The organism is Chloroflexota bacterium (assembly GCA_016219275.1).
Lineage (GTDB): Bacteria > Chloroflexota > Anaerolineae > UBA4142 > UBA4142 > JACRBM01.
Genome location: JACRBM010000084.1, coordinates 1 through 17,147 on the forward strand (window position 1 = coordinate 1; position 17,147 = coordinate 17,147).

The window sequence follows — 17,147 nt, forward strand, 5'->3', positions numbered from 1 at the left end:
AAGTTTCTAACTTGTCCATCTCGCAAGTTGGAAACTTGCGCCACGTGTAGGACAAGTTTCTAACTTGTCCATCTCGCAAGTTGGAAACTTGCGCCACGTGTAGGACAAGTTTCTAACTTGTCCATCTCGCAAGTTGGAAACTTGCGTCACTTGTAGGACAAGATTCTAACTTGTCCATCTCGCAAGTCGGAAACTTGCGCCACGTGTGGAACAAGTTTCTAACTTGTCCATCTCGCAAGTCGGAAACTTGCGCCACGTGTGGGACAAGTTTCTAACTTGTCCATCTCGCAAGTCGGAAACTTGCGCCACGTGTAGGACAAGTTTCTAACTTGTCCATCTCGCAAGTCGGAAACTTGCGCCACGTGTAGGACAAGTTTCTAACTTGTCCATCTCGCAAGTTGGAAACTTGCGCTACACTTTGATTTCAAAAGAAAAATGCCGCCACATATCGTAGCGGCATTGTCGTTCTCGCCGTTTATTTGTTCAAACCGTACATGCCACAGTCTACCCACCAGATCGTATTGCCATAGGCATCTACTTCCCAGAATCCGCGACACTGCCGGTCGTCGGCTTGTTGATCGTGGCTCAGTTTGATTTCGACCGGGTTCGGATTGTAATTGGTGACCAGAAAGTACCAGCGTCCTTGCGCGTGCGAACCTTTCCAGGTGTATTTCGGATTTTTGCCATCGGCTGGCGCAAGCGTACCGCGTCCTTTTGGCGGCGAGGAATTGTTGAGTCCGTTCTCTTGTTCCTGCGAAAACGCCGCAAAGTTCACGCCGTTGCTCAACTTGGTTTCGAGTATGACCGTCTGATAAAAACTTTGGCCGTTGTCGTTCATAAACCACAAGTACGAATTCGCGCCAACGGTGTACCACTTGTTTGCGTCAAGCGCCAGCGCATCCCCCGGAGCCAAGCCGCGATTGGGATTGCTTGGAGTTGGCTTGGGCGTCGGCGTCGGCGCAACACGCGCGACGACGCGCGGCTTGGGGCGCGGCATATCGCAACGCGGGTCGGTATCACTGCGCGGCTCGCACGCGAACGCCGGCACCGCCGCGACCAGGTTCAGCGCGAGCGCAAATAATATCGCCGTGAGAAAGATGAATTTCGTCAAGTTTTTTCTCTCCCGATCAAACTGCGCCGATTATAGCATACGCGTGTACAGTTGCAAATTTCTCGCCTCTCCCAACTTGGGTAGGACAGCAATTGATCAACCGCAGATTACGCGGAGTACACTGCAATACCTTCGCCAAATCATTTTCGCCCGTTTTTTTATCCGCGAATAACGCGAATCTCCGCTAATTTTTAAATTCATTTGCGTTACACTTGCCCTGGCGGGAACGCAAGTGCCAGGGTTCGCGTTCTTCGCGGATGAATTTGTGATTTTGGCGACGGTGTTGACACTGATAAACCTAATGTGCAACTTTTGGTTTTTCTCCCGATTAGAAATATGGCAGTATCTGGAGCGATCACGCACGAACGCCAAACACACGCAGCGCGACAATGCGGCGCGTGATGGTGTCTTTCTCGCGGCGCTGAACTCCACTGCATTGCGCTCGGCTCTAGCGTTTGCGGAAACCCCATCCCAGAAATGCGCGGGGCTTACATGCCAAGCGGGAAAACCAATCTGGTATTGACATTGCATTGGCAAATAGTTATACTATGTGTGGAAAGGATGGTATAACTAAATGCAAAACGTGAAAACCGCAATCTCGCTTCAAAAAACGCTATTTGAACAGGCGGAAAATCTCGCGCGCCGGATGAAGGTCTCGCGCAGTCGCTTGTTCGTGCTTGCGCTGGAAGATTTCATCCAACGTCAACAGAGCCGAGACCTGTTGACAAGAATCAACGCGGCGTACGCGGATGAACCAGACCCAGCAGAAAAAGTTCTTCAACGCAAGGTGAGAGGTCATCATCGTCGAATCGTGGAGGGCACGTGGTAATCAATCAGGGTGATATCTATTGGATTGACTTTGAGGAATCGTCGGGGTCTGGACCTGGGTACAGGCATCCCCACGTTGTCGTGCAGAATAACTTGTTCAACCGCAGTCAGATAAGAACGGTTGTCGTCTGTGCGCTGACCTCTAATCCAAAACGTGCGGACGCCCCTGGAAACGTATTGCTCAACAAGAAGGAAACAAATCTACCCAAAGATAGCGTGGTTAACGTGTCACAAATTTTCACGGTTGACAAGTCGCAGTTGGATGAATACGTCGGCACGCTCGCGGTCAAGCGTGTGCGAGAGATTCTGAATGGAATCAAACTCGTGCTCGACCCGCGCGAATCTGAATGACGAGGATGGGCTTACGCAAACACACGCACCACGACAACGGTGGGGCGGCTTGTGGCTGGAAGATACTTTCGATTCGTCCACCGTTGCGGTGCGCTTTGGCATTTGACCATCAGCCCTCTCGCATTAGATAGAAAACGCTCCTCGCGATGAGGAGCGTTGTTCATTTCACTGACCGACCAATTTCCTGGAGTACCAATTGATGTACTCGCCCATGTGGGGCGACCAGTACGTGATGCCGTCATGCCCGCCCGTCCATTTATCTTGCCAATCGTGCTCGATCCCTTTCTCGACGAGCAGTTGATGAAACGTATTGATGCATCGTTTACCGGGATCGCATTCGCGCCAATTATGATCGTCCGTGCCAACGTCAATACCGATGAGCAATTCGCGCGCCGTAGTCGTGTTTTGCACCAGCCAGTACGGATCGTATTGATTGTAGTATTCCCAGGTTCCGAAAAACGCGTCGGGCAGATCCGTCCAGCCGGTCGGACCGCGAAACGAAGGACTGTGCGCGCCGACGACCTTGAATACTTCAGGGTGTGTCATGCCGAGCGTGAGCGCGCCTTGCCCACCGAGCGAAATGCCGCCAATCGCGCGGCTCTCGCGTTGCGGGAGCGTGCGATAGTTCGCGTCGACGTAGGCGACCACATCCTTCCAAATATAATCACCCCATTTTGCGCCGCCCGCAGTGGGCGCGTGATTGAAAAAGTACGACGGAATGTTTTGCGCCATCAGACCGTTTGGCATCACGACAATCATCGGTTGCGCGATGCCACTGCGAATGGCAGGGTCGAGCGCATCGAGCAAGCCCCACCGTTCCCATTCATTGTACGGTCCGCCATACCCATGCAACAGGTACATCACCGGATAGCGTCGTTGCGAATCATAATAACTGGGCGGCAAATACACACGCAGTTTTTGGTCCATTCCCAGCGAGGCGCTTCGCATCGTCACATCCAAACGCGCGGCGCGACCGGTCGGTGGCGGCGCTTGGGTCGAGGTCGGCGTGATCGTTGGCGTGCGCGTGCGCGTCGGTGTGAGTGTGATTGTCGGCGTCGCGCTGGGTGGCACCGTCGCGGCCGGCGAAGTCGTTCCGGTACGAATCGGCGCTTGCGCGACATTCGCGCGAGATGGTGTAACTCTAGGCGCTGACGTGGGAACCGTCGTGCGCGTTGCGGTTGGCAATACTGTTGGTGTCGGTGTGGGAGTAGGTGGAGGAACAAAAACCGCGCAACCAGTAGTTAGCGCGGACACGAGCAGGGCGACAAGCACCCAGAGAATCGAATAGTCTAGTCTAGTCATTCAAGTTATCGGCAAGTTCGTCTGTGCGCAGAAAATTGACCATCGCGCGCCGCATCTCCGCAGTCATTTCGTGATCGGTGTTGGGGAACACGGCGATGTGCGCGTCCACGCCCACCGCGCACAACGAGTTGTACAAATTCTGCGCGCGTTCGACGCGATTGTTCCCGACGTACGGATCAAACGTACGCGGCACGTCATCTTTGCGATTATCGTTTGCGCCGACGCCCACCCAAAAGGTAATCTTTTTGAACGCATCCCAATTAAGTGGTTTGCCCAGATGTTTTTGCACATCACCCACGCCATACGGCAAGATGAGCAAACGCGTGCCAGTTGGATCCTTGCTATTTTCTTGCGGCAGGGTATACGCGCCGCCCGAAATCGCCGCGACGGTTTCGACGCGTTCGGGATAGAAAAACGCAAAGCGTTGCGCGAGTTGCGCGCCGCGCGAAAATCCCAACAAGAGAACGTGTTGACGCAAACGGATGCCTAGCTCGGCGGGAAGCGTATCGAGCGTATCGCGCAACATCCGCGTGTACAACAAATCGTCTTTCAACAGCTGCTCGGGGTTTGTCCAATCGCCGTATCGAATGGTAGGCGCGATCAACAACCACCCATGACTATCCGCTTCCGCGATCATATTACGCGAAAAAACATCGCCGCGATTGCCCATGCCATGCAGCACGACCAGCGCACGCAAAACTTTGTTGGGTGGAAGTGTGGCGGGGAGACGATAATACAGGTCAGCACGATCAAACGGCTGACGCGGCACGACCGGCATTGGTTGCAACGACCGATCCGGTTTGACGGTGCGTGCTTCATCTTGCCAATGCGAAGTCAAAAAGACGGAAGAAAACGAGGCACTTGCCGACGCTACGAGCGGTTCCGGCTCGCGCGACAACTCAAGCGAAGGAGACGCATTCCAGAGAGTCTCTGAGATAGCGAATCCCGAAACAGCGACAGTCAAGGACGTATGATACGACAATCCTACCGCGACGATGGTCGCCAACAGGATCAAGGCAAAACTGGTTGTACGAAAGAGCGCCTTCATCGGACCTCAATGTCATTACGGAGGCAAGGTGGTACTCTGGTACCATTATAGCATAACTGCACTTGGATTGCAATTGTAGTATGCAATTTCGGACGATTGACCAGACCGTTTTTTTTCGTATAATCTCTGGCAGAGCGCCGCGCTGATCTGTCTTCCATCCAAACTATAAAGTTCGCGGGTTGCAAATTCGGTGAGAGGTCCGTTGACTTTTGGTCTTAATTCTGTCGAAAGGAAATCGCCATGCCAATTGATTTGCTGATCCACTCTGCCGCCCAAGTTCTCACGCTCGCCGGCGATGCGCCCAAACGCGGCGCGACGCAAGGCGATCTCCATATCCTGCGTGACGGCGCGGTGGCGATTAGCGGCGAACACATCGTCGCACTCGGCGAGACGAGCACCATTTCCGCACTGGCAGACGCGAATACACGCGTGATTGATGCGCGTGGCAAGATCGTTTTGCCGGGCTTGGTCGACGCGCACACGCACGTCGTTTTCGCCGGCGACCGCGCGAACGAATTCGAAATGCGTTTGCAGGGCGCGACATTCCTCGACCTGGAAAAAGCCGGCGGCGGAATTATGAACACCGTGCGCGCGACGCGCGGCGCATCACTCGGCGATCTCATCACACAAGCGCGCGCACGGCTCGACACGATGCTCGCGCACGGCACCACGACCGCCGAAGTCAAAACCGGGTATGGTCTCGACCTCGAAACCGAATCGAAAATGCTCACCGCGATCTCCGCGCTCGATAGCGCGCACGCCCTCGACCTCGTGCCGACCTTTCTTGGCGCGCACGTCGTGCCCGAAGAATACAAGGGGCGCGAGGACGAGTACGTCACGCGTGTGATCGAGGAGATGCTTCCCGCCGTCTCCAAATCGAAAATCGAAAATGCTGTCCTGGGCGAAGCGAAGGACCCCAAATCGAAAATATTTTGCGATGTCTTTTGCGACGAGGGCGCGTTCACGCTCGATCAAACGCGGCGCATTCTCACGCGCGCACAGGAACTCGGGTTCGGTTTGCGCGTGCACGCCGACGAATTCGCCAACCTGGGCGCGGCATCGCTCGCGGCGGAACTCGGCGCGGCGAGCGCGGATCACTTGATGGTGACGCGGCGTGAGGATATGCGCGCGATGGCAAAGGCGAATACGGTCGCGGTGCTGCTGCCGGGAACGACCTTCGGTTTGGGGAAAACCAATTTTGCGGATGGGCGCGCATTCATCGAGGAGAATGTGCCGGTCGCGCTGGCGAGCGATATCAATCCCGGCACTTGTTGGTGCGAGTCGCTGCTGTTCGTCATCGCGCTCGCGTGTCGCTACTGCAAACTCACGCCCGATGAAGCGATTGCCGCCGCGACGATCAACGCCGCCGCGTCGCTGGGCATCGCCGACCGCGTTGGCTCATTGGAGAACGGCAAACTCGCCGACGTGATTATCGCGAACGTGCCCGACTATCGCCACCTCGCGTACCGCTTCGGCGCGAATCCGATCGAGACGGTCATCAAGCGCGGGCGCGTGGTATGAAAAGCAACACTCAATCGTTAGCTCCTGAAATCATAATTGAGCGTTTGAGATAACGTGACCTTTTGGCAATCCGACTTTGATTCTAGAGTCCGGCACTTGAATCTTCTTTTTCCTCCTCGATGAGATTACATCACGTCTAACCTTGCTTTTCAATTTGACACCCCATCCCATCCCGCATACAATAGCGCCAGTTATTTTCAGACGCCGCATTCGTCTAGTGGACCAGGACGCCGCCCTCTCAAGGCGGAGATCAGGGGTTCGAACCCCCTATGCGGCACAACCCATTTTCGATTTTCGATTTCTGATTTTCGATTTGCGCACATCCAATCGAAAGTCCAAAACCGAAAATCGAAAATTCTTTTTAGAGCGCGAATGCGCAAAAGCAAGCGTTTGACAATCATCCTCTTTTCGCAGATAAGAAAAAATATCCGCGTGTATCCGCGTTCATCCGCGTCCAAATAATTTTGGTTGCGGCTACGCGGCATTATGCTATAATCCACGTACTATGTTACGCGTACGGGTTCTCCTCGTTTTGATTGCGGCGAGCGTGTTGATCGGTTGCCGCGCCGCGCCCGCCGTCATCGCGCGCGAATTGCGTCTCAATCTCGGCAGCGAACCGCCTACGCTCGATCCTGTGCTCGCGACCGATCCTGGGTCGCAACAAATCATCCGCATGATTTTTTCATCGCTCGTCGAACTCGACCCCACGACCGGCGCGCCGCAACACGGACTGTCGAACGGCTGGGCGGTCTCCGCCGATGGTCTCATCTGGGAATTCAAATTGCGCGAGGATGCGGTGTGGGTGCGTTACGTGCCGGCGCGCGGCATCGTCGAAAAGAAACGCGCGGTCACCGCGCGCGATGTCGTGTACAGCGTCCGCCGCGTGTTCGACCCCCGCGTCGGTTCCGGTTTCGCGATGACGTTCGCACCGTTGATTCGCGGCGCGGAACAATTGCGCGCCGCGAATCCGCAGACAACGAGCGACGCCGAGTTCGAGCGATTGTTTGGCGCGCTTGGCGTGAGCGCGATAGATGATTCCACTGTGCGTTTCATCCTCACGCGACCGGCAAGTTATTTTCCGTCTCTCCTCGCGACCTGGCTCGCGCGCATCCAGCCGCGCGAATCCATCGAAGCCGGCGGCACGGTGTGGACGGAGCCAGGAACGTTGTGGACGAGCGGACCGTACTATATCGAGCGGTGGTCGCACAATCGCGAAATCATCCTGCGGAAAAATGACAATTATTACGATGCGGGATCAGTCGCCGTGACGCGCATTTCCTTCGCGATGATCGCGGATACCGCAACCGCGCTCGACGAGTACAAGAACGGCGACCTCGACTCGCTCGACCCGTACGGCGCGCTCACCGCGACCGACGTGAATCAGTTGCGCGAAGACCCGCTCCTTGGCAAGCAGTTGCAAATCGTACCGAGCATGTGCGCGCACTATTACGGTTTCAACGTTGCAAAAGAACCGTTCAAGGACGTGCTCGTCCGCAAAGCGTTTGTCGCCGCGATTGATCGCGAGACGTTGACAAGTTCCATCGTGTATCTCGGCGAACCGGCGCGCTGGTTCACGCGTCCCGGCATTTACGCGTCGCCGGATATTTCGGATACGCTCGGCGCGCAGAGCGGATTCAACGTCAACCAAGCGCGCGAGTATTTGCGTCAGTCGGGGTACGACCGGCGCAAACTCGGCACGATCACGCTCGCGGTGAACACAAGCGAAACGCACGTGGTGTTGGCGGAGACAATCGCGCAAATGTGGAAGAGCAATCTCAACGTCGAGGTGCGCGTCGCACGCTTGGACTGGAAAAGTTATCTGCAAAATTTGCGCGACGATACGCCGCAGATCTTTCGGCTGGGATACTGCGCATACTATCCCGACGCCGCGAATTTTGCAAACGTGTTTCGTTCCAATTCGCCGGACAATTTTACGCGCTGGGTGTCCTTGCCGTTCGATCAACAAGTGATCAACGCCGCGCGCGAAACGGATGCGACGAAGCGCCGGGCGATGTATCGCGCCGCCGAAAAAATGTTGATCGAAGACCAAGCGATCATCGAGCCGTTGTGGTGGTCGCAGCGCGCCACGTTGACCAAGCCAAACATTCGCCGCACCTACGCGATCACGGACGGCTACGAGCGATTTGATTTGTGGAATGTGGAGTAGGGGCGAGGCATTCGCCACTGCTTGATCGTTCGAGTAGTTAGCTTGCTCATGCAGACGGCGTCCAAGCCAATACAGATTTGCGAATGCCTCGCCCCTACCTTTGACAAACATTCGTGCGTTCGGTAGAATGCGCGTATAGGATTTCGCATGTCTGTATTTTCCTCTACAGTCGAACGAGTAACGGGACTCGTACACACGGGACTGACGAGCGCCAAAGTTATGCGTTGGCGTTGGGTTGCGTTACTGATCGTCCTCGCGCTCGTGGCGTTGCACGAGTTGTTTCTCTCCGCGATTATTTTACAGGTTGCCCCAGTTTGGCGCGATGCCGTGGGGATGTTGGTGTACAGTCTCACCGGCATCTCCGCGACCTGGTTCACGATGACGATGCTGGCGCGCGCGCTCGCGCGCCGTGAGCAAGTCGAAGCTGAACTGCGCGCGGCATTCGCCGAACTCGAATTCAATCACCAAAAACTGCTCGCGCTCAACGAGTTTGGCAAACGCATCACCGACGCGAATCACGAAGAGACGGTGTACGAACTCGCGGCGCAAGGCGCAGTGCAATTGACCGGCGCGCGCGCGTCCAGTGTCGTAACGTTCGACGATAACGGCGACCGCCTCAAACTCGATGTGACCTGGGGCTTGAGCGATCACTATTTGCACGCGTTCCGCGCGCGTCTGGACGCAGGCGTTTCGATGTTGCGTTGCCGCGATTGCTCGACGCTCAAAACGCACGCGTCGAGCGATTGTCCGTTGTTTCTCGGTTTGCACGACGAAGCGCGCGCCGAAGGTATCGGTTCGCTCGTTTGCTTGCCGATTGTGCGCGATCAAGAACGCGTCGGCATCATCTCCGCGTATTTTCCCACGGTGGACGGTCCGCCCGAAGACTACATTCGTCTGCTCAATATTCTCGGCGGCGTGATCGCGAGTGCGCTCGATAGTTTGCGTCAACGTCAGCGTCAGGTCGGCACACTGCACGCGCTCGACCGCGCGTCGCAAAGCGCGCAAGCATTGAACGATCTCGCCGCGCAAGTGCTCGACATCGCGGCGGCGGGCTGGGACGCGCACGCCGGCGGAATTTTTCTTTTCGACGAGGCGTCGGAAACGTGGACGTGCCGCGCGCGCCGCAACCTGGGCGACGCGCTTACCGACGCGCGGTTTCAACTCGGTTTGCAGTTGGCGAACCAAACGCACGAAACGCGCGCGCCGGTTCTGCGCGCGAATGTCGCGAGCGACGCGCACGATTTGCTGTCGGTCGTCGCCGCGCCGCTCGTGGCGGAGAACCGCACCTTTGGCGCGATGTTCCTGGGTTCGCGTCACGCGCGCACTTTCACCGACGATCACGTCGAGATGTTGACGACGATGGCGCATCAGATCGCGTTGGCGATTCGTAACGCGCAACTGTACGCGCAGGTCAATCAACTCGCCGTGCTCGAAGAACGGTACCGCTTGTCGCGCGAAATTCACGACGGCTTGGCGCAAACACTCGGCTACCTCAGTTTGCAAGCCGAGCGATTGGAAAACTTGATCGCGTCGCAACGCTACGATGCGACGACGCGCGAATTGAGCGAGATGCAACAGACGATTCGCGGCGCGTATGTGGATGTGCGCGAAGCGATTGATGGTTTGCGTCTCGGCGTGGATGAGCCGGATAAACTCGTCGCGCGCTTGACCGATTACGTGGACGAGTTCGCGCGGCAAACCGGCATCGCGGCGACGTTTACCTCCGAGCCAGCGGGTTTGACCGTTTCGCCGGAAATGGGGATGCAGTTGCTGCGCATCGCGCAGGAAGCGTTAACGAACGTGCGGAAACATTCGCACGCGCGCCAAGTCCAGGTCGCGTTGCGCGCGAACGCGCACGAGATCGCGTTGAGCGTGACGGATGATGGGAGCGGTTTTCGCGATGCGGCGCAACCAGGACGCGTGTATCACAGTCACGGCATGGCGACGATGCGCGAACGCGCACAGAGTCTCGGCGGCACGTTGACGGTCGCGACCGGTCCGGGGCAAGGCACGCGCATCGTCGTGATGATGCCAATACGCGCGGCGCGCGATTCTGTAGTATAATGCGGTGGCAGGAGGTTGAAATGGCGCAAGCACCGACGCTCGCTTCACCAGCAATTCCGTCCACGCCATTGCCCGAGCAGGGCAAATGGACGTACGAGGATTGGCTCAAGTTGCCGGAGAATGATTATCGTTACGAAATCATTGACGGAGTGTTGCACATGGCACCGCCACCCAATTTTGAGAAACATCAAAAACCGGCTTTTGAATTGGCAACTCAATTGAAACTGTTTGCCAAAGCGAACAAACTTGGGCTGGTCGGAGTCGCACCGACAGGCGTGCGTTTGCCGACGCAATCCGTGCCGTTGCAGCCGGATATTTTCTTTGTTGCGGCGGGACGCAATGATGTGCGTTTCGGTCACTTTGTCGAAGGCGCGCCCGATTTGATCGTCGAAGTGTTATCACCGTCGAATTGGATGTACGACCGGCAAGAAAAATTTCAAGCGTACCAAGACGCGGGCGTGCGCGAGTATTGGATCGTTGACCCGCGCGTGCAGACCATCGAAGTGTTTGTGTTGGAGCAAGGCGCGTTCACGTTGATCGGCAAGTGGGGCGCGACTGAACGCGCGCAATCCCAGGTCATGCGCGGTTTTGAAATTAACGTTGCCGAACTATTCCAGGAATGAAAATTCTCATCGCCGACGACCACTTTCTTTTTCGCGAAGGACTGGCGCGCATCTTGAACGACGTGCCGGATGTGCGCGTCGTGGCGACCGTTGCCAGCGGTGAAGATGCGCTCGTGCGCGTGGGCGAGTTCAAGCCGGATGTCGTCTTGCTCGACGTGAACATGCCCGGTATGGGCGGCGTCGAAGCGGCGCGGCGTTTGCACGATGTGCATCCGCAATTGGGCATCGTGATGCTCACCATATCGGAACAACAATCCGATCTCTTCGCCGCGATTCGCGCCGGCGCGCGCGGCTATCTCCTCAAGAACATGAACAGCCAGGATTTGATCGCGGCGATTCAACACGTCGCCGCGGGCGAAGCGATGATTGCGCCCGCGATGGCGGTCAAGCTTCTCAGCGAATTCGCGTCCGGCGCGCCCAAGCCGGACAGTCCGCCTCCCGGCGACGAGTTGAGCGCGCGCGAGCGCGAAGTGCTCGAATTCGTCGCGCGCGGGTTGAGCAACAAGGAAATCGCGACGCAACTTGCGCTATCGCCACACACGGTCAAGGCACACCTCCGCACGATCCTCGATAAGCTCCACGTTCGCAGTCGCGCCGAAGCCGCCGCCTGGGCGGCGCGGCGCGGGATTAATCCTTCCGGCTAGTTCATTTTCCTTAAAGTGTACCCCTCTGGGCGATGACATTTCGCGCGACGATTGTTACAATCATGTCAAATGTCATCGCGAGTTTTGCTTGTTGGTCAAGGTCTTTTCCTCGATGGGTTGACGCGTCTGCTGAGTGAACAGCGGAGCGTCTGCATTATCGGCGCGGCGCGTGATTGGGCGGAGGCGGAAACGCTCGTCCAGACGCATCACCCGGATACGGTGATCGTTGACCACGCGGATACCGCGCCGGCATTTCAATCCGCATCTTCCGCGCCTCAGGTCATCTATCTCACGCTCGCCGAAAATCGGATGGTCGTTCACAGTCGCCAAGAGTTGGCGGGTCCGACTGCTTCCGATTTGGTGCGCGTGATCAAGGGCAAAACGCGCCAACGCCGCGCGAAGAAGGTGACGCGATGAGTCGTTGGCGTCTCCTCTACGCGCTCGCGGCATTGCCGGTGATCGCAGTCATCGCGTTCGCGACATTGCGCCCAATCCAAGTTTTGCCACGCATCACACTTTCACCTGGTTTTTCACTCACCGATCAAAATAACGCGCGTTTGACGAACGAAGATTTGCGCGGGCGCATCACGCTGTACAATTTCACGTACGCGAATTGCGCCGCGCCGTGTCCGCAAACGAGTTCTGTGTTTCGCGCGTTGCAAACCGAGTTGCGCGCGACCGACACGAACGGGATTCCGGTTTCGCTCGTGACGATTTCGTTCGACCCCGAGCGCGACACGCCGGAAAAATTGCACGCGTACGCCGCGCAAGTGGGTGCGGATTCGTCCGTGTGGCGCATCGCGACCGGCGACGCGACGCGGCTCAAGTACGCGCTGGGCGGCGGCTTTGGTCTGTACTATGCGCGCAACGCGGACGGCGCTTTCACCTTTGATCCGTTGTTCGTGTTGGTGGATGGCTGGGGCATCATTCGCGCGTACTACAAAACGGCGACGCCGACGACCGACCGTCTCGCGCGCGATATTCGCTTGATCGCGCAAGAAGCGCGCAACAGCGAGGGCGCGGCGCGGTACGCGTACGAAGCCGCGCACTTGTTCTTGTGTTATCCACCGTAGACAAAATTCGGAGTTCGGAATTCGGAATTCAGAATTCCGAATTCCGAATTTGGGCTTTCGGCTCTAGAGAAATGAAAACAACCTCTTTCAGCAACTATGCCTGGTTCGTGCTCGTCCTCAACATCGCGGTGATCTTGTGGGGCGCGTATGTGCGCGCGAGCGGTTCGGGCGCCGGGTGCGGCAGTCATTGGCCCCTCTGCAACAATCAGGTCGTGCCAGCCGCGTCCCAGGTTGCCACGCTCATCGAATTCGCGCATCGCGTTACGAGCGGACTCGCCCTCTTGATGGTGCTGGGGATGCTCGTGTGGGCGCGGCGCGAATTCCCGGCGGGACATCCGGCGCGCGCTGGCGCGGCGTTCTCAATGGCGATGATGATTACCGAAGCGGTCGCCGGCGCGGGTCTCGTGCTGTTCAACTGGACCGCGTTCGACATTTCACTCGGACGCATCATCGTGATGCCGGTGCATCTCTTGATTACGTTTTCGCTGCTCGCCGCGCTATCGTTGACGGTGTGGTGGGCATCGGGCGGCGCGGCGATTCGATGGCGCGGGCAAGGCGCGCGCGCGTGGATGCTGGGAATTGGATTGTTCGTCACTTTGTTGATGGGCATGGCGGGCGCAGTCACCGCGCTCGGCGACACGGTTCTGCCGGTCGCCTCGCTCACACCTGGACATTACGAATCGCTTTCGCCAGCGGGGCAACTACTCGTCAGTTTGCGCGTGTGGCATCCGCTGATCGCGGTTGCCGTCGCCGCGTATTTGTTGTTCGTCGTCAATACGTTGCGCGCATCCAAGATGGACGCGGACGCGCGGCGTTTCTCGACGACGTTGGTCGTCCTGTTCGCAATTGAATTAGGCGCGGGCGTGTTGAACATTTATTTGCTCGTGCCGATCTGGATGCAGTTGTTGCATTTGTTACTCGCCGATCTTGTGTGGATCGTTTTGATCTTGTTGACCGCCGCGACCTTGCGGTCGGCGGAAAGCGGTTGAGATGAAATCGAAACGGGTAACGCTCATCGCGGTGATTGTCGTCGGGCTGGTTCTGCTCGGCGCGACGGCGTTCATCGGCGGACGTTTGTTGACGCCGTACGCGTTTCACGGCGCAGTTTTACAATCGCCGCTCCCGGCGCAAAACTTTACGATGATGAGTCACCTGGGACAACGCATGTCGCTCGAAGATTTTCGCGGCAAGTTCGTTTTGCTTTATTTCGGTTATACGATTTGCCCGGATGTGTGCCCGACGACATTGGCGGAACTCGCCAACGCGCGCAAGTTGCTCGGCAAAGAGGGCGACCAAATGCAAGTCGTGATGGTGACGGTGGACCCCGCGCGCGATACGCAAGCCGTGCTCGCCAATTACATGACGCACTTTCATCCGTCGTTCATCGGTTTGACCGGCACGGAAGATCAAATCGCGCAGATCGCGACGTACTATGGCATCTACTACGAAAAGCAAGAAAGCGATTCCGCGCTCGGTTATCTGATGAATCACACCGCGACGACGATGGTCGTGGATCGCAACGGATACCTGCGACTCGTATTTCCGTATGGGACGTCGGCGCAAGACATGGCGTCCGATTTACAATACTTGATGTCGAGGTAAACGAAATGAAACGCGTGATGTTGGTGGTGAGTGTTGTAGTGTTGTGGTTGGTTGGCTGTGCCAGTCCCACGCCTGCCGCGCCAAAAATCGCGGTCGAAGGTGTGTGGGGGCGCCCTTCGCCGGCAACGGCTCAAGCCGGTGCGTTCTACATGATGATTCGCAACACTGGTTCTGTCGCAGACAAGTTGACTGCCGCGAAATCGAACGCGTGCGGCACGGTCGAACTGCACGAGTCGTACATGATGGCGAACGGCGCGATGGGCATGCGAATGGTCACGGGCGGCACGATGGACATTCCGGCGAACGGGCAAGTGGAACTCAAAGTCGGCGGCTTGCACATCATGTGCATTGAAAAAAAAGTGGAGCTCAAGTCTGGAGTCAAACTACCGCTGACCCTGGTCTTTGAAAAATCGGGGCAGATCAACGTGGATGTCGAAATTCGTGAGCAATAAAAGGGGGTGATCCACAACGGCGCGGGCACATTCCAATCGAGCAATTTATTTAAGATTCTAAGAGGAGGACAAATGAAAGAAGAACATCCCAAAGGGACATTGACGATCATGCTGATCTTTGCGCTCTCGATCGTCGTGTTGTGGTCTTGGGTCTTTTTGACTCTGATGGAAAGGGGAATGACGCGATGATTCACGTTGACACTTACGAACGCTATTGGATCATGCTGACGGCTGTGGTGTTGATCGTCTTTACCGCGGCGGTGGGCATCTCCGGTTTTATGATGGGCGTCCAAGTGCCGGTGCCCGAGGCGCTGGTCAACCCGAATACGGTCGCCACGGATCCCACGAGCCGATTTGCCAATCCTGGGTTGCGCCAACTCGCGCCGAATCGCTATGAGGCGTACATTCGCGCGGGGTCGAGTCCGTGGAAATTCGTGCCGGACAAACTCGAAGTACCCGTCGGCTCGACCGTGACGTTCTACGTGACGAGCGTGGACGTTCAACACGGCTTTAAACTGGAAGGCACGAACATCAACGTGCAGATTTTGCCCGGGCAAGTGAGCAAGATGACCGCGACATTCAAGACTCCCGGCAAGTACCCGTTCATCTGCACCGAGTACTGCGGCGTCGGTCACCAAAACATGTTCGGCGAACTGACCGTGAAATAACGCGTCGTCATGTCCAAAGGAGGAGAAATGATTTTAGGGGCTGAACGAAAAATTGCCAGTTGGCATATGTTGGTTGCAATCGTGGCGTTGTCCATCGGCACGCTCTTTGGTCCGCTCCAGGCATTGGAGCACATGGGCATCAATCTCTATCCCGCGTTGCAAAGCGTCGGTCTGCAATCGTATTATCAAGGTCTGACCTTGCACGGCGTTTTGAACGCGTTGGTGTGGACGACGTTTTTCATCACCGGTTTTTTCACCTTGACCGTGACCTACACGCTCAAGAAAGCACTGGTCTATCCCATGCTGAGTTGGGCGGCGTTCATCGTGATGGTCGTCGGCTTGGTGATGGCGGCGATTCCACTCTTGCTCAACATGGCGTCGGTGCTGTACACCTTGTACCCGCCAATGCAAGCGCCGTGGTTCTATTATCTTGGTTTGACGCTCGTCGTCGTCGGTAGTTGGATGAGCGGTTGGAGTTTGCTGCTGACCTGGGCGGCGTGGCGCAAAGAGAACAAGGGCGCGACGACGCCGTTCATCGCGCTAGGGTCGCTCATCACCGTCGTGTTGTGGCAAATCTGCACGCTCGGCATCGCGGCGGAAATCTTGGTGATGCTGTTGCCCTGGTCGCTTGGATTGTTGCCGGGCGTGGACGCGCAACTTGCGCGCACGTTGTTCTGGTTCACGGGTCATCCGCTGGTTTATTTCTGGTTGTTGCCGGCGTACGTGTCGTGGTACGGCATGTTGCCCAAGCAAGCCGGCGGCAAGTTGTTCAGTGAACCGCTCGCGCGTCTTGCGTTCTGGTTGTTCCTCTTGCTTTCAACGCCGCTCGGTTTCCACCATCAATATGTGGACCCCGGCATCTCGGAAGGTTGGAAGTACTTGCACGCGATCCTGACCTTCTCCGTGTTCTTCCCCAGCATGTTGACCGCGTTCACGGTCACGGCGTCGCTCGAAACGGCGGGGCGTGCGCGCGGCGCGAAAGGTTTGCTCGATTGGATCTTGAAACTGCCGTGGAACGAACCATCGTTTACCGCGCAAGCCGTCGCGATGATCATCTTTGCATTCGGCGGCATCGGCGGCATCATCAACGCGTCGTACAACGTCAACCTCGTCATTCACAACACAGCGTGGGTGCCAGGTCACTTGCACCTGACCGTTGGCACGGGCGTGACGCTCACGTTCATCGGCATCTTGTACTGGCTCTTGCCGCACCTGACCGGCAAAGCGTTATGGGGCACGGGCTGGGCACGCGCGCAATCGTGGTTGTGGCTTGTTGGAATGGGACTCATGTCGAACGGCTTGCACCGCCTCGGTTTGCTAGGCGCGCCGCGCCGCACGATGCTCGGCGTTGCGACGGACAATTATGGCACGCCCGATTGGTTGTTCCCGCGTTTGGAAACCGGTATCGGTGGTACGATCCTGCTCGTTTCGTTCATCTGCTTCTTGGTCGTCGTCGTCAAGACGATGATGAACAAAGAAACTGCCAAGGTCGAGATGCCGATTGCCGAAGCGTTGCAACCAGAAGGTATTCCCGCGTGGCTCAACAATTGGCAACCCTGGCTCGTCGGCACGGTCGTGTTGATCGTCATCGCGTACGGTCCGGTCCTCGTGTCGCTGATTAGTCAAGTGCAGTTGGTCTCGCCCGGTTTTAATGTTTGGAAGTAATCGCGTATAATGGTTGCGTAACGCGCGA

The 17,147-nt window shown here is 56.9% G+C and carries 18 protein-coding genes and 1 tRNA gene; 16 read left to right on the top strand and 3 right to left on the bottom strand.

Annotation, left to right across the window (positions count from 1 at the left end; all coding sequences use genetic code 11):
• Nucleotides 1–475: 475 nt before the first annotated feature.
• Complete coding sequence (locus HY868_22355) at nt 476–1,111, bottom strand: hypothetical protein (protein ID MBI5304893.1); 636 nt, start codon at nt 1,109–1,111, stop codon at nt 476–478.
• 574 nt (nt 1,112–1,685) lie between these two features.
• On the opposite strand from HY868_22355, the gene HY868_22360 reads away from it, so the two are divergent.
• Both HY868_22360 and HY868_22365 read left to right on the top strand, forming a co-directional pair.
• Entirely contained in the window at nt 1,686–1,940 is a 255-nt protein-coding gene (locus tag HY868_22360; GenBank protein MBI5304894.1) for a hypothetical protein, read from the top strand.
• Nucleotides 1,934–2,290 carry a type II toxin-antitoxin system PemK/MazF family toxin gene (locus tag HY868_22365; GenBank protein MBI5304895.1) on the top strand — a complete coding sequence of 119 codons (357 nt, stop codon included), beginning with the start codon at nt 1,934–1,936 and terminating at the stop codon, nt 2,288–2,290. The genes HY868_22360 and HY868_22365 overlap by 7 nt, the downstream gene beginning before the upstream one ends.
• Before the next feature lie 165 nt (nt 2,291–2,455).
• Here the strand turns inward: HY868_22365 and HY868_22370 are convergent, their stop codons facing one another.
• Nucleotides 2,456–3,592, bottom strand: a complete 1,137-nt coding sequence (locus tag HY868_22370) for a hypothetical protein (protein ID MBI5304896.1) — start codon at nt 3,590–3,592, stop codon at nt 2,456–2,458.
• Nucleotides 3,585–4,640, bottom strand: a complete 1,056-nt coding sequence (locus tag HY868_22375) for a hypothetical protein (GenBank protein ID MBI5304897.1) — start codon at nt 4,638–4,640, stop codon at nt 3,585–3,587. Before HY868_22375 ends, HY868_22370 begins: the two co-directional genes overlap by 8 nt.
• A 240-nt stretch (nt 4,641–4,880) precedes the next feature.
• Here HY868_22375 and HY868_22380 point away from each other — a divergent pair, with 240 nt between their 5' ends.
• The 14 genes from HY868_22380 (at nt 4,881) to HY868_22445 (ending at nt 17,119) form a co-directional block, all read left to right on the top strand.
• Nucleotides 4,881–6,161 carry an imidazolonepropionase gene (locus HY868_22380; protein ID MBI5304898.1) on the top strand — a complete coding sequence of 427 codons (1,281 nt, stop codon included), beginning with the start codon at nt 4,881–4,883 and terminating at the stop codon, nt 6,159–6,161.
• 203 nt (nt 6,162–6,364) lie between these two features.
• A tRNA-Glu gene (locus tag HY868_22385) sits at nt 6,365–6,438 on the top strand.
• Nucleotides 6,439–6,666: 228 nt separating this feature from the next.
• Nucleotides 6,667–8,328 carry a peptide ABC transporter substrate-binding protein gene (locus HY868_22390; protein ID MBI5304899.1) on the top strand — a complete coding sequence of 554 codons (1,662 nt, stop codon included), beginning with the start codon at nt 6,667–6,669 and terminating at the stop codon, nt 8,326–8,328.
• Between the two features lie 147 nt (nt 8,329–8,475).
• Nucleotides 8,476–10,392 carry a GAF domain-containing sensor histidine kinase gene (locus HY868_22395; GenBank protein ID MBI5304900.1) on the top strand — a complete coding sequence of 639 codons (1,917 nt, stop codon included), beginning with the start codon at nt 8,476–8,478 and terminating at the stop codon, nt 10,390–10,392.
• 20 nt (nt 10,393–10,412) lie between these two features.
• On the top strand, nt 10,413–11,015 hold the full coding sequence (locus HY868_22400) for a Uma2 family endonuclease (GenBank protein MBI5304901.1): 603 nt from the start codon (nt 10,413–10,415) through the stop codon (nt 11,013–11,015).
• Nucleotides 11,012–11,659: a response regulator transcription factor gene (locus tag HY868_22405; GenBank protein ID MBI5304902.1), complete on the top strand. Its 648-nt coding sequence runs from the start codon at nt 11,012–11,014 to the stop codon at nt 11,657–11,659. The genes HY868_22400 and HY868_22405 overlap by 4 nt, the downstream gene beginning before the upstream one ends.
• A 69-nt stretch (nt 11,660–11,728) precedes the next feature.
• A complete protein-coding gene (locus HY868_22410) occupies nt 11,729–12,076 on the top strand; it encodes a hypothetical protein (GenBank protein ID MBI5304903.1) in 348 nt (115 codons plus the stop codon).
• Nucleotides 12,073–12,732: an SCO family protein gene (locus HY868_22415; protein ID MBI5304904.1), complete on the top strand. Its 660-nt coding sequence runs from the start codon at nt 12,073–12,075 to the stop codon at nt 12,730–12,732. The genes HY868_22410 and HY868_22415 overlap by 4 nt, the downstream gene beginning before the upstream one ends.
• A 71-nt stretch (nt 12,733–12,803) precedes the next feature.
• Nucleotides 12,804–13,721, top strand: coding sequence for a COX15/CtaA family protein (locus tag HY868_22420; GenBank protein ID MBI5304905.1), 918 nt, complete (start codon nt 12,804–12,806; stop codon nt 13,719–13,721).
• A gap of 1 nt (nt 13,722) precedes the next feature.
• The gene (locus HY868_22425) at nt 13,723–14,334 is read left to right on the top strand and encodes an SCO family protein (GenBank protein ID MBI5304906.1); all 612 of its coding nucleotides are present in this window, start codon (nt 13,723–13,725) and stop codon (nt 14,332–14,334) included.
• 5 nt (nt 14,335–14,339) lie between these two features.
• Complete coding sequence (locus HY868_22430) at nt 14,340–14,786, top strand: copper chaperone PCu(A)C (protein MBI5304907.1); 447 nt, start codon at nt 14,340–14,342, stop codon at nt 14,784–14,786.
• A gap of 72 nt (nt 14,787–14,858) precedes the next feature.
• Nucleotides 14,859–14,975: a cytochrome c oxidase subunit 2A gene (locus HY868_22435; protein ID MBI5304908.1), complete on the top strand. Its 117-nt coding sequence runs from the start codon at nt 14,859–14,861 to the stop codon at nt 14,973–14,975.
• Nucleotides 14,975–15,454: a cytochrome c oxidase subunit II gene (locus HY868_22440; GenBank protein ID MBI5304909.1), complete on the top strand. Its 480-nt coding sequence runs from the start codon at nt 14,975–14,977 to the stop codon at nt 15,452–15,454. The genes HY868_22435 and HY868_22440 overlap by 1 nt, the downstream gene beginning before the upstream one ends.
• Nucleotides 15,455–15,481: 27 nt before the next feature.
• Nucleotides 15,482–17,119: a cbb3-type cytochrome c oxidase subunit I gene (locus tag HY868_22445; protein ID MBI5304910.1), complete on the top strand. Its 1,638-nt coding sequence runs from the start codon at nt 15,482–15,484 to the stop codon at nt 17,117–17,119.
• The last annotated feature ends 28 nt before the right edge of the window (nt 17,120–17,147 follow it).